The organism is Staphylococcus sp. ACRSN, from assembly GCF_022346615.1.
In the GTDB taxonomy this organism is placed as follows: domain Bacteria; phylum Bacillota; class Bacilli; order Staphylococcales; family Staphylococcaceae; genus Staphylococcus.
In genome coordinates, this window is the sequence record NZ_JAKRNS010000006.1 from 115,430 (window position 1) to 130,094 (window position 14,665).

At 32.5% G+C, this 14,665-nt stretch carries 12 protein-coding genes; 6 read left to right on the forward strand and 6 right to left on the reverse strand.

The window, feature by feature from the left end; all coding sequences use genetic code 11:
• Positions 1-52 precede the first annotated feature (52 nt).
• Positions 53-994 carry a nucleoside hydrolase gene (locus MHZ36_RS07420; protein ID WP_239230766.1) on the forward strand — a complete coding sequence of 314 codons (942 nt, stop codon included), beginning with the start codon at positions 53-55 and terminating at the stop codon, positions 992-994.
• 220 nt (positions 995-1,214) lie between these two features.
• Here MHZ36_RS07420 and MHZ36_RS07425 read toward each other — a convergent pair whose 3' ends face one another.
• The 3 genes from MHZ36_RS07425 to MHZ36_RS07435 form a co-directional block, all read right to left on the reverse strand.
• Positions 1,215-1,841, reverse strand: coding sequence for a nitroreductase family protein (locus tag MHZ36_RS07425; protein WP_239230768.1), 627 nt, complete (start codon positions 1,839-1,841; stop codon positions 1,215-1,217).
• A gap of 189 nt (positions 1,842-2,030) precedes the next feature.
• Positions 2,031-3,335 carry an MFS transporter gene (locus tag MHZ36_RS07430; protein WP_239230771.1) on the reverse strand — a complete coding sequence of 435 codons (1,305 nt, stop codon included), beginning with the start codon at positions 3,333-3,335 and terminating at the stop codon, positions 2,031-2,033.
• Positions 3,336-3,524: 189 nt separating this feature from the next.
• Complete coding sequence (locus tag MHZ36_RS07435; RefSeq protein WP_239230772.1) at positions 3,525-3,971, reverse strand: GNAT family N-acetyltransferase; 447 nt, start codon at positions 3,969-3,971, stop codon at positions 3,525-3,527.
• Positions 3,972-4,451: 480 nt separating this feature from the next.
• On the opposite strand from MHZ36_RS07435, the gene MHZ36_RS07440 reads away from it, so the two are divergent.
• The 4 genes from MHZ36_RS07440 to MHZ36_RS07455 all read left to right on the forward strand — a co-directional run bounded on the left by MHZ36_RS07440 (position 4,452) and on the right by MHZ36_RS07455 (position 8,270).
• Positions 4,452-6,602 carry a bifunctional glycosyltransferase/CDP-glycerol:glycerophosphate glycerophosphotransferase gene (locus tag MHZ36_RS07440; RefSeq protein WP_239230774.1) on the forward strand — a complete coding sequence of 717 codons (2,151 nt, stop codon included), beginning with the start codon at positions 4,452-4,454 and terminating at the stop codon, positions 6,600-6,602.
• A gap of 154 nt (positions 6,603-6,756) precedes the next feature.
• Positions 6,757-7,515: an SDR family oxidoreductase gene (locus tag MHZ36_RS07445; RefSeq protein WP_239230775.1), complete on the forward strand. Its 759-nt coding sequence runs from the start codon at positions 6,757-6,759 to the stop codon at positions 7,513-7,515.
• A gap of 15 nt (positions 7,516-7,530) precedes the next feature.
• Positions 7,531-7,857 carry a protein kinase family protein gene (locus MHZ36_RS07450; RefSeq protein ID WP_239230777.1) on the forward strand — a complete coding sequence of 109 codons (327 nt, stop codon included), beginning with the start codon at positions 7,531-7,533 and terminating at the stop codon, positions 7,855-7,857.
• A 65-nt stretch (positions 7,858-7,922) separates the two neighbouring features.
• Positions 7,923-8,270 carry a MerR family transcriptional regulator gene (locus MHZ36_RS07455; RefSeq protein ID WP_239230779.1) on the forward strand — a complete coding sequence of 116 codons (348 nt, stop codon included), beginning with the start codon at positions 7,923-7,925 and terminating at the stop codon, positions 8,268-8,270.
• Between the two features lie 287 nt (positions 8,271-8,557).
• Here the strand turns inward: MHZ36_RS07455 and betA are convergent, their stop codons facing one another.
• Positions 8,558-10,243, reverse strand: coding sequence for a choline dehydrogenase (gene betA / locus MHZ36_RS07460; RefSeq protein ID WP_239230781.1), 1,686 nt, complete (start codon positions 10,241-10,243; stop codon positions 8,558-8,560).
• 61 nt (positions 10,244-10,304) lie between these two features.
• Complete coding sequence (betB, locus tag MHZ36_RS07465) at positions 10,305-11,795, reverse strand: betaine-aldehyde dehydrogenase (protein WP_239230783.1); 1,491 nt, start codon at positions 11,793-11,795, stop codon at positions 10,305-10,307.
• Positions 11,796-11,983: 188 nt separating this feature from the next.
• On the opposite strand from betB, the gene cudC reads away from it, so the two are divergent.
• The gene (cudC, locus tag MHZ36_RS07470; RefSeq protein ID WP_239230785.1) at positions 11,984-12,541 is read left to right on the forward strand and encodes a choline uptake/conversion transcriptional regulator CudC; all 558 of its coding nucleotides are present in this window, start codon (positions 11,984-11,986) and stop codon (positions 12,539-12,541) included.
• 399 nt (positions 12,542-12,940) lie between these two features.
• Here the strand turns inward: cudC and MHZ36_RS07475 are convergent, their stop codons facing one another.
• Positions 12,941-14,563: a BCCT family transporter gene (locus MHZ36_RS07475; protein ID WP_239230788.1), complete on the reverse strand. Its 1,623-nt coding sequence runs from the start codon at positions 14,561-14,563 to the stop codon at positions 12,941-12,943.
• Between the last annotated feature and the right edge of the window lie 102 nt (positions 14,564-14,665).

Here is a 14,665-nt window from a genome sequence, read left to right on the forward strand (position 1 = left end):
ATATATCTGCTATAATGTGTACCATATAAAATAAAATGGAGGTTTCTATAACATGAAACATGTATATTTCAATCACGATGGTGGTGTAGATGATTTAGTATCTTTATTCTTACTTCTTCAAATGGAAGATATCAATCTTATAGGCGTTAGTGCAATTGGTGCAGATAGTTATGTTGAACCGGCCGTAAGTGCGTCACAAAAAATTATCAACCGCTTCTCACATTATCCAATTGATGTCTCTATATCTAAAGAACGAGGAAAAAATCCATTTCCAAAAGACTGGCGCATGCATGCTTTCTTTATGGATGCATTGCCAATATTAAATGAACATGTAGAATCAAAATCTAATATTTTAAATCACCATGCCTATGAAGATATAATTGAAAAATTAACTCATGCTACTGAGCACATTACTTTATTATTCACTGGACCATTAACAGACCTTGCCAAGGCATTGACTGTAGAGCCTAATATTTCACAAAAAATTGAACGTTTAGTGTGGATGGGCGGTACGTTCTTATCTAAGGGGAATGTTGAGGAACCAGAACATGATGGCACTGCAGAATGGAATGCTTTTTGGGATCCAGAAGCTGTAAAAACTGTTTTTGATACAGATATTAAAATAGACATGATTGCACTTGAAAGTACAAATCAAGTTCCAATAACCAGAAATGTAAGACAAGCTTGGGCAAATGAACGGCACTATACTGGTGTTGACTTCTTAGGTGTAAGTTATGCTGCAGTACCACCTTTGACACATTTTCAAACTAATTCAACCTACTTTTTATGGGATGTATTAACAACAGCTTATACAGGATTGCCAGAACTCGTTAAACAAAAAACTGTATACGCATCTGTATATACAGACGGTCCTAGTCAAGGCAAGACATATATTGACGAACAACACGGTCGTCCTCTATCGGTTGTTTACCATGTAGAACACGATATGTTTTTCGATTATATTACTGACTTAGCAAAACGAGTTACAAGCTAATTTATTCATATAGCTTAATAATTTAATGTTATACAAAAAAATCATGAATTATGCATAATTACAACTTCAATTTTCATTTTACAATTTAGCGATATATACAGAAAATCCCTTAATAACTAGTTATCGAATCATACAGTTAATAGTTGGATTAAATTCATCCAATATTAGCCATTATCATCGGTCTCTAATTGTTAAGGGATTTAAATTTTAATAATTATATTTATACGTGACGAGTCACTGTATCTACAGGTAGTCTATAAGAGTCATGCCCTGGATTTTTTTCTTTTCCAACTGCTACAATCATAACTGGTTCATAGCGTTCTGGATCTAAATCAAATGCTTCAGCGATTTGATCACGTTCAAAACCACCAATTGGATTTGTATCATAGCCATATGCTCTTGCTACTAACATAAATTGCATTGCAGCTAAACTGCTATCAATTTTAATAATGTCATTCATTTCTTCTTTTGATAAACTTTTATAATACGGTAATACTTTCGCTAACATTTCATCTTTAACATCTTCTGGCATCATACCATGTTCTACTGCACTATTATAAATTTCTTCTCCGTGCTCATAGTTTTGCATATCACCAAAAATAACTACCATTGCTGCAGATGTATCATTTTGTCTAGTATTAAAACGAATAAGTGGTCGTAATGTATCTTTACCTTCGTCACTTTCTACTACTAAGAAACGCCAAGGTTGCATGTTTACTGAAGAAGGTGCCTTCGTTGCTTTTTGTATTATTTCATCCATTTCTGCTTGCGGAATTTTAACACTTTCATCAAATACTTTAACCGATTTTCTATTTAAAACTACATCTTCAAAATTATTATTAATCATTTTTTAATACTCCTTAATTATTTTTTACAAAATCAAATTATACTCAATTTATTACGAATTACAAATCATCTGTTTATAAGATAACTAATATTCTTTTTTGCTATTAAATAATACAAAGCTAAAATATAAAAATGTGCATTTCATTATTAGAAATGCACATCTTTATTTATAAATATATTCGTATTACATTTAAGTCTTAATATTTATTTTCTTAATACCTGGTTTGACAAAGCACATAGCAATTATTCCAATTACTGCAGCAATCACTGCTGAAATAAACATAGATGAATAACCATACGATGTTACCAAGACACCTGTTAAGGTTGGTGCAATAATAGTAGCAGAATTGACGAAGAAATGTGTCATCCCCCCATATGTACCTGTCTTTCTAGGCGCTGTATCAATAATAACAGCCCAATAGACAGCATTTGGTAAAAAGATACATGCATTACCTAACATCATTAAAAACAGTATCCAAGCAATATTATTCGTTGTTGGAATAATTAAGAAACAGATTGCTGCTAGAGTCATACCAAAAATAGCAAGACCTGATCTAGCAATACGCAAACTGCCCGTTTTGTAACGTAACCAGTCAGATAGCTTCCCACCAAAATAGGCAGTAAAACATGCACCAATCCACGGAATCATACCTAAATACCAAAGTGAGTGGATTTCAAAATGATATTCATCTTGTAGATATTTTGGCGTCCATGTAAGAATTAAAAAGTTTATGTATTGGAACCCAAAATACCCAATCATATTAAAAACCAACGTAGGACTTTTAAAGAAATGATACCATTTTTCATGCGCATTTTGCTCTGTTTCTACAGTTTTTTCACCTGCAACAGTCATTTCCGTAGAGCGAATTGAATCTAATTCTGCTTTAGATACATGTTCATTGTCTTCCGGATAATCTGTAAACACTTTATACCAAACGATAATCCAAATTAAACCGATTACCCCTAGTATAATAAATAACACGCGCCACGTTGAAATTGTCAAAAACCCTGATACGATTGGTGCTGTGATTAATGCACCAAGTGGTACGCCAATGAGACCAAGCGCAGAAAGCAAGCCACGTTCTTTTGGAGCGGCCCAATTGGCATTTGTTTTACTAATTGTTGAAAATATTGGCCCTTCTGAAACACCAAAGAGTACACGCATTAATCCAAATCCTGCAATAGCAGATCCTCCAAAAAGTGCCATACCTATTTCACCCGCAAATGCCATGCCAATCTCAAAGAATGACCAAAGTGTACCAGCGACTAGCCATACAAACTTTGGACCCTTTTTATCTGCTGTAATACCCCCAAAAAGTGATCCTAGCATATAGCCGTAACCAAAATAGCCTAAAATTGCACCCCAAGCAATATTATCAAAACCAAATTCTTTAATAATATCTTCTTGTGCATAAGATATTGCACCACGATCGACATAATTAATCATCGTCATTATGATAATCATCGTTATAATAAAGTATCTATAATTTTTCATCTTGCTCCCCCTATGTTAAACACTTAAATCAATAGAAATTCTACTCTTTTTGAAAGCGTTATCAATATGATTTTTAAATTATTTTGATTTTTCTAAAAATTAAAGTCTTTAACATCTTATGTCTAAGCAACATTTTTCATTTAAATTATTTCTAATAAATAATACTTATTTTTTAACTTTAATAATCAATCACTTAATACGCAATGACATAGTAATTTGTTCCTCTACAAACCCCAGACTTTTATAGAATTGAAATGCTTCATTGTTAGAAAATACATTTAACTTTATCGTTTCTATACCTTTTTCTAGTAAAAACTGTTGAATATGATTCATCAATTTACTAGCTCCACCTTGCCTTCTAAAGGGCTCGAGTATAAATAATTCATATATAAAGCCATAGTTAGTTTGCGATAAATAATCAAACTTTATTTCAAATAATAAAAAACCTTTTATCAGATTGTTTTTAGTATCCATCCATACTAAATATTTCGCTCCCTTTTCTACTAAATTTACTGAAAGTTGTCTGAGTTCTGCGTCCGATATTTGTATGTTTGTAGTTATCGCTTCTTTAAATAATTCAGGTACAATTTTATTAATCTTTTTATATTCAATATTTTCCGCTAACCTTATTGTCATTTAATCACTACTTTCAATAATATGTTTTAAACTTAATCACTAACTTAAAAATTACAATTTTACTGACTATTCAATTTAGATTGAATACAAATCATATAACACAAAACATTGTTGTATATTTCATTCTTATTTTTTAACACTAAAATTAATATATAAATAATATTTCTTAAAAATTACCTAGAATTTCCTTTAATCACTAGATATATTAAATTTTTATAGTAAAATAAGAGAGGTAGTTTTTTGACATATATCAAATTCTATCTAATCGTATCTTAAAAATTTACATTACATGATATAATTCAAATACTAAGTCAAACCAAAATATAACGACTACAAAACATATTTCTTAATATATGAATAGTTCTATTATTCAATTATAAGGTAAGACTAGAGTAAGTTAATATTTGAAATTCAACCTTACTTTTTGTTACATTCTACCTTATATAAAATTAAGAAAAAAATTGAAAAAGAGGTAAAACAATGAAGTCTATATCCGTTATAGTAACTTATTACAACTCAGAAGATTATATAGAACGATGTCTAAATAGTCTCAAACACCAAAGATTCCAAGATTTCGAGTTAATTTTAGTAAATGATGGCTCAACAGATCAATCTCAAACACTAGCTTCACAATTGCTTAAAGATTGGGATATAACTGTAAAAGAAATTAATTTAGAACAAAACATGGGTCATGCTTACGCAAGAAACGTCGCGATGAAATCGATAGAAGCACCATACTTCATCTTTGTCGATTCAGATGATTACTTAGCTTCTTACGCACTATCTTTCTATATGAAGCATTTAAATCATTTCGATGCGTTAATTGCACCTATTCACTCATTTACACTTGATATACCACAATATGTGGACCAAAATCTTGTAAGAGTTAGTTACTTAGATGCGAAAGAAAAGTCTAATCAATTTTTAAGAAAACATTCGGTATGTAACATTGTCTTTAAGACTGCTATTGCTCAAGGACATAATTTACAGTTTAATGAAGACTTAAATATATTTATTGATTGGTCATTCGTCTTAGAATTTATAAAATACGCAAATAAATTTGTACGTGTTAGCCGCTTCCCATTCTATATTAAAGGGGAAGTTTACGACCCATTCTTAAAACCAACATTATCAAAACAAGAATTCGGTGTTATCTTTAATGATTATGTTTACAGTTTTAGTGATTCAGTAAAACGTGCACCTACTAAAGAAAATAAAACATTTATAAAAAATAAAATGAAGAATTTAATGAAACATTCATTTGAGCCTTCATTAAGAAAGACACCTGAACGTTATGAACAACATAGTGAATTATTGCCTAAAGTAGCACGTTCATTATTCCCAACTATTTTCAAAAACGAAAAACCATTGTTTATAATTGAAATGCTATTCTTAATGCTAAACAAACGTAACAACGCATTTAAAGTAAACCGTATCCGTAAAAATACAAGATTACTGAAAAGCGTATTACTAAAAAGAAAGAATAAAAATCGCGCCCACTATCAACTGACAGATAATATTGATAAAGTTAGCGATAGAACGATAGTATTCGAATCATTTGGCGGTAAAAATTACAGTGATAGTCCTAAATATATATACGAATATATGATGAAGCATTATCCTCACCTTGAATTTATTTGGGTATTTAAAAATCCAGACAAAGTCTTTTTACCAGGTCCAGCTAAAAAGGTTAAAAAAGGTTCGGCTGCATACTATGATGCCTATTCTAGATCTAAATATTGGGTATCTAATGCTAGATTACCACTCTATTTAAATAAAAAACCTAATCAAGTTTATATACAAACTTGGCATGGTACACCTTTAAAACGACTTGCAAATGATATGAAAGTCGTTCGTATGCCTGGCACAACAACTGATAATTATAAACGTAATTTTAGAGAAGAAACGAATCGTTGGGATTATCTTGTATCACCAAATGCTTACTCATCTAAAATTTTCGAAACAGCGTTTTGGATGCCACCTGAAAAAATCTTAGAAATTGGTTACCCTAGAAATGATGTCTTGGTAAACCGTGCGAATGACGAAGCGTTTATTCAACAAATTAAAGAAAACTTAAATCTTCCAGAAGATAAAAAAGTAATCATGTATGCACCAACTTGGAGAGATGATGAATTTGTTAAGAAAGGCAAATATTTATTCGATTTAAAAATTGATTTAGATAATCTACAACAAAAACTCGGTGACGAATACGTCATTTTACTAAGAATGCATTATCTTATCTCAAATGCCTTAGACTTACGTGGCTATGAAGACTTTGCAATTGATGTTTCTAACTATAGTGACATCTCAGAACTGTACTTAGTGTCTGATTGTTTAATTACAGATTATTCATCAGTAATGTTTGACTTTGGTGTTTTAAAGCGACCACAAATTTTCTTTGCATATGATTTAGATAAATATGATCAAGATTTACGTGGATTTTACTTAGATTTCCACAATGATTTGCCTGGTCCAATCTATAAAGATGCTTACCAATTAGCAGATGATTTACAAAATCTAGATAAAATTACTAACGATTATAAAGGGAAAATTGATAAATTTTATAATGACTTCTGTTCATTAGAGATTGGTCAATCTTCAAAAGCAATCTCCGACTTAATTAAAAAATAGTGCTTTTATTACTATTCAGTTAAAAGGACCACTGGTATTTTGGAACAATATGTTCCTTAATATCAGTGTTTTTTTATATTTACTTAATTTTCCCTTGCTTGATAGCGCACTCTAAGGTGTAATTTAAAACTATCAATCTTAGGAGGTATATATTATGGGTAAATTCATTTCATTAAAACAAAAGGTCGTTGTCATCACTGGCGGTGCTAAAAATTTAGGACGTCTGCTAAGTGAAACTTACGCAATAGAAGGCGCTCAAATTATTATTCATCATCACAATAGTAAGAGTTTGACAGAGGCGAAAGAAACTTTAAGTAAAGTAACAGAACTTGGAGGGACTGGTGCAATATTTTCTGGAGATTTAACAAAAGTTGATAATATAGATGCATTATTTAAATTTGCTGAAAAAACTTTTGGAAAAATTGATATCGCCATCAATACAGTGGGTAAAGTATTAAAACAACCAATTGCAGATACAAGTGAAGAGGATTTTGACACAATGCAAGCTATCAATGCCAAACAGGCCTACTTTTTTATCAAATATGCTGAACAGTATATGAATAATGACGGCAAAATAATTTCAATTTCGACATCACTATTAGCAGCATATACTGGCTTGTACTCGACTTATGCGGGTGAGAAAGCACCGTTAGAACATTACACAAGAGCCGCATCAAAAGAGTATATGGCACGTGGTATTTCAGTGAACAACGTTGCACCTGGCCCTATGGATACACCTTTCTTTTATCCACAAGAAACAAACGATGCAATCGCCTTCCATAAATCACAAGCATTACACAATCAACTCACACAGATTGAAGATATTGCACCAATCGTTAAGTTTTTAACTTTAGAGGGATGGTGGATTAATGGACAAACGCTATTTGCAAATGGTGGTTATACGACAAGATAAATGGAGGTTTTAAAGATGCAATATTTTGTAGCAGATTTTTTAAATCCTAATACGCAATTAAGTATCATTGACGGTAAAGGTGAAATCATTGATCAACAAACTGTACGTCTAGAACCATCTGAATATGTGAATCAGCTTGCAGAGTACCTAATAGAACTATCGCATGAAAATCATTTATATCATGATGACATTAAAGCAATTGGCTTAAGTATTGAAAATGTTAACTCAATTGACTACACTGACGTCACACAACTTGTTACCGAATTAGAAAGTAAATTCGGATTTACCGCAACAGTAGAAGACAATCATGATACTTTGATTAAATCATTGACTGAATCATAAAAAATAAAAATGTTACATTGTGTTTAATTGTAACTAAATGGATACAAAATATAGGAGCATAAACAATGAATGTAAAACATGCAGCTGAAAAAATAGGTATCAGCACTCATACAATTAGATATTATGATAAATCTGGTTTATTTCCATTTATCGCACGTGATGCGCATGGAAACAGGAATTTTTCAGAAACAGATCTTTATTGGATTGAGTTTGTAAAATGTATGCGCCAAACACATATGCCTATTGTTCAAATTAAGAAAATAGCTGAGCTTTATGAACAAGGACCATCTACAAAACAGTCTAGAATAGAAATTCTTAAATCACATCAACAAAACTTAATTGCTCAAAGTGCCTTAATTGATGATGCACTCACAATATTAGATGACAAATTCGCTTTAATAGAAAATGAATAGTACTGTTTGGGAGTATTATAAAAATAATAATCTAATTTCAAGTTGAAATAATAGCTCGTTAGATAACAGAAAAACCTAAAATATATTACTATTAACAATAGCCCTTAAATGAGTTTAAAAATTCATTTAAGGGCATTTTTCACGTCAATCATTTTATAAAAAGATCAACTTTATATAATTCATCTAAGTATTGGTATATAAAATCTTTAATTTATTCATTTATACAAAAAAGCAGCGAGCACGTTATTTATAACGTGATGCTCACTGCTTAATAAGACTATATATGATTATTTAATTGTTCCAGCGTCTTTATCATGTACACCATGACGATAAAAATCAACGTATTCTGGATCTAATGATTTTTTACCTCTAATGATATCTGCAGCTCTTTCAGCCATCATTAAAACTGGTGAATGGATGTTACCATTTGTCGTACGTGGCATTACAGATGCATCTACGACACGTAGGTTTTCCATACCATGTACTTTGAATGTATCTGGATCTACAACTGATAATTCATCAGATTTAGGTCCCATTTTACAACTACATGATGGATGTAATGCTGTTTCACCATCACGTTTTACCCATTCAATGATTTCTTCATCTGTTTGCACTTCAGGTCCAGGTGAAATTTCTCCACCATTAAATGGATCTAATGCTTTTTGTTTTAAGATGTTTCTTGCTACTTTAATTGCTTCAACCCATTCACGTTTATCTTCTTCTGTTGATAAGTAGTTAAATACGAAATTTGGTTTTTCAAATGGGTCTTTAGATTTAATCTTCAAGTGACCACGTGAGTTAGAATACATTGGTCCTACGTGAACTTGATAACCATGTGCTGTTGGTGCTTTTGTACCATCATATCTAACCGCTATTGGCAAGAAGTGGAACATTAAGTTAGGATAATCTACATCTTCGTTAGAACGTACAAATCCGCCGCCTTCGAAGTGGTTAGATGCCGCTGCACCTTTACGCCCCAAAATCCATTGTAGGCCAATAAATGGCATTTTCAATTTATTTAAACTTGGTTGTAATGATACTGGTTCTTTACATGCATGTTGCACATAAACTTCCAAGTGATCTTCAAAGTTTTCACCAACACCTGGTAAATGTAAACGTGGTTCAATACCAAGAGAACGTAAGTGTTCTGAATCACCAATACCTGATAATTGTAACAATTGTGGTGAATTAATCGCGCCACCTGATAAAATGACTTCTTTAGCTTCTACAGTATGCTCTTTACCATTTTTCTTAAATGTAACACCTGAAACTTTATTATTTCCATCAAAGTTCAATTTAGTAACAAATGCACGTGTTTGAACATCTAAATTATTACGTTTCATAGCTGGGTGTAAATATGCTCTTGATGCAGATACACGACGACCATTGTGCACTTGACTATCAAATGGGCCAAATCCTTCTTGACGGAAACCATTTACATCAGGTGTCTTATTATAGCCTGCTTCAACACCAGCATTAAAGAACGCTTGGAATAATGGGTTCGTAGCTGGACCACGACGTAATTTAATTGGACCATGATGACCACGATATGGATCATCTTTTGTTGAGCCAAATGTAGTTTCTAATCGTTTGAAATATGGTAAACAATGTGCAAAATCCCAATGTTCCATACCTTCAGGTTTAGCCCATTTTTCATAGTCCATAGGATTACCACGTTGATAAATCATACCGTTAATTGAACTTGAACCACCAAGTACTTTACCACGTGCATGTCCAACTTTACGTCCATCCATGTGAGGTTCTTCATTTGTTTCATAAATCCAGTCATATAATTTGTTTCCAGCTGGATACATTAATGCTGCTGGCATTTGGATTAATAAATCCCAAGGATAATCACTACGACCTGCTTCTAATACAAGCACATTTTTCGAAGCATCTTCACTTAATCTGCCTCCTAATACCGAACCAGCACTACCGCCACCAATGATAATATAATCATAAGATTTTCTCATTTTTATATAGCCTCCTAAAATAATTCATTACTTTGTGTATATTTATATTTTCTAAAAAGTATTATTTACCAAACCAATTTACAGGCTCTGGATTAGTATTTCTTAAAATGTGTTTTTCTTCTTGATATTCAGCTAACCCGGCTTTACCAAGTTCTCTACCGATACCTGATTGTTTGTAGCCACCCCATGGTGCTTGAGCAAAGTATGGATGGAAGTCATTAATCCAAACTGTACCCATTTTCAATTGATTGACTACGCGTTCTGCTTTAGAGATATCGTTTGTAAACACGCCACCAGCTAAACCATAAATAGAGTCATTAGCAAGTTCAATTGCTTCTTCTTCTGATGAGAAACCTTCAACAGTAACAACTGGTCCAAATACTTCTTCTTGGACAATACGCATTGATGTATCACAATCAGTAATAACAGTTGGTTCAAAGAAGAAACCATCCTGTAAATCTTCGCGTTCTGGACGTTTACCGCCTACTGCGATTGTTGCATTTTCAGATTTAGCTACTTCCATATAGCCTTCAATTTTTTCACGGTGTTCAGCTGAAATCACTGGTCCCATCTCTGTATCAGCATCAAATCCATTACCTAATTTAATACGCTTGACTCTATCGATTAGTGCAGCTTCAAATTTATCTTTGATATCGTTATGAACAAGTATTCTTGCTCCTGCCGAACACACTTGCCCAGCATGGAAATAACCACCGTTTAATGCTTGATCTACTGCTAAGTCAAAGTCAGCATCTTCAAAAATAATATTTGGGTTTTTACCACCTAACTCTAAAGCGATATTTGTCACATGATCTGCTGCATTTTTCATAATATGTTTACCAGTTTGAATACCACCAGTAAATGATACTAAATCAACTTCTTTATGTGATGATAATGGTTCACCAACTTCTGAACCTTTACCTAGTACTAAATTAATTACGCCTTTAGGGAATCCTACTTCTTCCATTAATTCAAATACACGAATTGTCGTTAACGGAGTAATTTCACTTGGCTTCATTACTAATGAACATCCTGTAGCTAATGCTGGAGCTATTTTCCAAGATGCTTGTAGTAAAGGGTAGTTCCAAGGTGTGATTTGAGTAACAACACCGATTGGTTCTTTTATGATTTTACTTTCTGTATTTGGGATTGGTGAATCTACAATTTCACCACCATCTTTGTCTGCTAATCCAGCAAAGAAATTAAATACATTAGCAATATCGTCCATATCAGCATAAGATTCTTCTAATGTCTTACCAGTGTCTAACGTTTCAAGTTTTGCTAATTCTTCTCTATGTTTAACAATTAAATCAGAAATTGCTCTTACTTTTTTACCACGATTTTCACTTGTTTCTTTAGACCATTCACCACTTTCGAATGAACGTCTAGCTGCTAAAATAGCACGTTCACTATCTTCTGCTGTACCTTCTGCAACTTCAAAAATCACTTCTTGATTGTATGGATTAATAATTTTTCTTGTTTCTTTATTTGAGCTTTCAACCCACTCACCATCGATAAATTGACGACGAGATAAATTACTTACAAGTTCCATTAAAATTACCTCCGTTAAGTTTGTTAAATTTTTATTTAACGAATTTTATAGATTTTATGTTAGCATAGTAAATGAAAGGGTGTCAAACGCGTTGAGATATAATTCAGTCATTTAGCGCTAATGATACGTTCTCATAAAAACTTTACCCTTATAAAAATTTTTTAAAGAATGGGTAGGAGGTATATGTCGTGGTAAAATCAAACGAACCTGAACATCGCTTAGAAACTGCAAAAGATATTTTTATTAATGCAATTGGTGAGACGATGGACTTGTATGGCATTAATCGTAGTGTTGGAAACCTATATGGTACTATGTTATTCAAAGATAGTATGACTCTAGATGAAATGCGTGAAGAGTTGCAAATGAGTAAACCAAGTATGAGTGCTGGTGTAAAAAGGTTACAAGAGTTTGATATAGTAAATCAGCAATTCACACGTGGGAGTCGCAAACAGCACTTTATAGCTGAAAAAGATTTTTTTAATTTCTTTAGCAGCTTCTTCCCTAGAAAATGGCGAAGAGAAATTGTTATCAATACTGAAGCTGTTCACAAAGCAATTGCAATTATTGATAAACTCAATGAGCAAGACGATGTAGATGAAGTAGTTAAGGCAGAAGGCACTCAAATTAAGCAACAGTTAATAGACACATTGCCTTACTTTGAGTGGTTAGAAAACATTAGCAATGCGATTGAAAGTGGAGAAATATATCAATACTTCCCTATTCCAGAACAAAAGTATAAATCTTAAGTGCATCGTTTTTTGTTTTTTATTTATTGTTATTTATTTAGGCACACCCAAACAAATGTTTAATCGAAACATTGTAAAAAACCTCTTTCATATTTTAATGAAAGAGGTTTTTTATTATATTTAATTGTGTCATTACGTATATTTACAAAATGTTTTGGCTATATTTCTAAGTAAGTAATCACTGACAGTTGATAACTAAGGATGAGACAACATCTTACGTAAGCGAGCCAACAATAAGAAGTATAGTAAATAAAATAATCAGTAAATGAATATAAAAACTCATTTACTGATTATTGTTCTAGGATTTATCTCCCAGATTCTATTTACTAAACATGGCCAGTTTATTAAATACATAGCCAAGCCAGTATTAAAAACAATACTTTTCTTTAGCAATCATTATTATAAATTATCGTCTTCTTCTTTTTCTTTAACTTGGATAATTCTAAGCGACCTACGTTCAACTTCTCGATATTTGTCCGCACGTCTTTCAAGTTTAAGCCGATCCCCATTAAGCGTTCGCATAAAGGATATCATCATGATTACAAATATAAGTATCAACGGTGCACTTGCTAGAATGGATGCTGTCTTCAAGACGTCTAATGCATGTTCTCCTCCAACAAGCATCAATGAATATGGCAATAAACTCAATGCAAATGCCCAGAATAATCTGTTAGCACGTAAAGGCTCACCTACAACTTCTTTTTGAGTAGCGGCTGCTAATATATATGAAGCCGAATCAAATGTTGTTACTAAGAATAGGAATGCTGCGATTAAGAATAAAATAATCGTAAGATTTGGGAATGGTAATTGGTGCATTACCTCGATAATAGTTGCTTCTGCACTATGACTATTCAAGAAATTAATTACATTAAATTGTCCTGTAATTTGTAGATACACTGCATAATTTCCAAAAATACCGAAGAACATCATACAACCTAAAGTTCCATAACCAATTGTTCCTAAAATGATTTCTTTTAATGTACGTCCTTTTGAAATACGGGCAATAAATAACCCGATAAACGGCGCATAAACAATCCACCAAGACCAATAGAATATCGTCCATTGTTGTGGGAAGTTTGTATCTTTTCGTCCGCCAATACCACCAAACGGTTCTAACCACGTTGCCATTTGGAAGAAGTTTTTCAACATATTACCAAATGATGTAACTGTTGTTTCCATAATAAATACAGTTGGTCCTACAATAAATACAAAACCTAATAATAAGAATGATATCCAAACATTCACATCACTTAGTACTTGTATACCTTTTTTCAGTCCACTGTAAGAGCTAATACCAAACACTAACGTAATTAAAACTAAAATAATGGTACGCATAACCATATTATGACCATCTAGACCCGTTAAACGTTCAATCCCTGCCGAAATCAATGGTACACCAAGTGCAAGAGATGTTGCTGCCCCACCTAGCAAACCAAAAATAAATACAATATCTACTAATTTACCAAGGAATTTATCAGTTTGTCCTTTTAAAATCGGACGACATGCCTGACTAATTTTAAAAATTGGCTTTTTCTTAACAAATACAAGATAACCAATTGGTAATGCTGGTAATACATAGATGGCCCATGCAATAGGCCCCCAATGGAACATACCATATGTAGTTGCATATTCTAATGCACTATCCGTCATACCTTTTCCATCATGCGGTGGCACTTGATAATAATATGCCCATTCAATAATGCCCCAGTATAATATATCTGAGCCAATACCAGCACAAAATAGCATTGAAGCCCAACTGAAGTCATTAAACTCAGGCTTATCTGTAGCCTTCCCTAATGTGACATTTCCATATTTACCAAATGCAATATATAGCACAAAACCAAAAATTACTAATCCAAGTAATAAATATACCGAGCCAAGAGAATTCGAAATCGCTTTATTTAAGTGAGTGATAACTTCTTGACTTGCTTTAGGAAACACAATCATAGGAATAACAGCAAATAGTAACACTACAACTGATCCTATAAAAGTGGTCCAATCCATAACTCTATTTTTTTTCACTTTTGAGCACTCCTCATAATTGAATAGTATGTAAAAGTTTAACGAAACGATTGTTTCTTTTTGCTAAACCGTTTAATTATTCACATTCATGAGCCTAACGAA

Excerpts from the sequence above, each read along its gene's own strand:
- MHZ36_RS07420 (WP_239230766.1), top strand. The coding sequence starts at position 53 with ATGAAACATGTATATTTCAATCACGATGGTGGTGTAGATGATTTAGTA.
- MHZ36_RS07425 (WP_239230768.1), bottom strand. The coding sequence starts at position 1,841 with ATGATTAATAATAATTTTGAAGATGTAGTTTTAAATAGAAAATCGGTT.
- MHZ36_RS07430 (WP_239230771.1), bottom strand. The coding sequence starts at position 3,335 with ATGAAAAATTATAGATACTTTATTATAACGATGATTATCATAATGACG.
- MHZ36_RS07435 (WP_239230772.1), bottom strand. The coding sequence starts at position 3,971 with ATGACAATAAGGTTAGCGGAAAATATTGAATATAAAAAGATTAATAAA.
- MHZ36_RS07440 (WP_239230774.1), top strand. The coding sequence starts at position 4,452 with ATGAAGTCTATATCCGTTATAGTAACTTATTACAACTCAGAAGATTAT.
- MHZ36_RS07445 (WP_239230775.1), top strand. The coding sequence starts at position 6,757 with ATGGGTAAATTCATTTCATTAAAACAAAAGGTCGTTGTCATCACTGGC.
- MHZ36_RS07450 (WP_239230777.1), top strand. The coding sequence starts at position 7,531 with ATGCAATATTTTGTAGCAGATTTTTTAAATCCTAATACGCAATTAAGT.
- MHZ36_RS07455 (WP_239230779.1), top strand. The coding sequence starts at position 7,923 with ATGAATGTAAAACATGCAGCTGAAAAAATAGGTATCAGCACTCATACA.
- betA (WP_239230781.1), bottom strand. The coding sequence starts at position 10,243 with ATGAGAAAATCTTATGATTATATTATCATTGGTGGCGGTAGTGCTGGT.
- betB (WP_239230783.1), bottom strand. The coding sequence starts at position 11,795 with ATGGAACTTGTAAGTAATTTATCTCGTCGTCAATTTATCGATGGTGAG.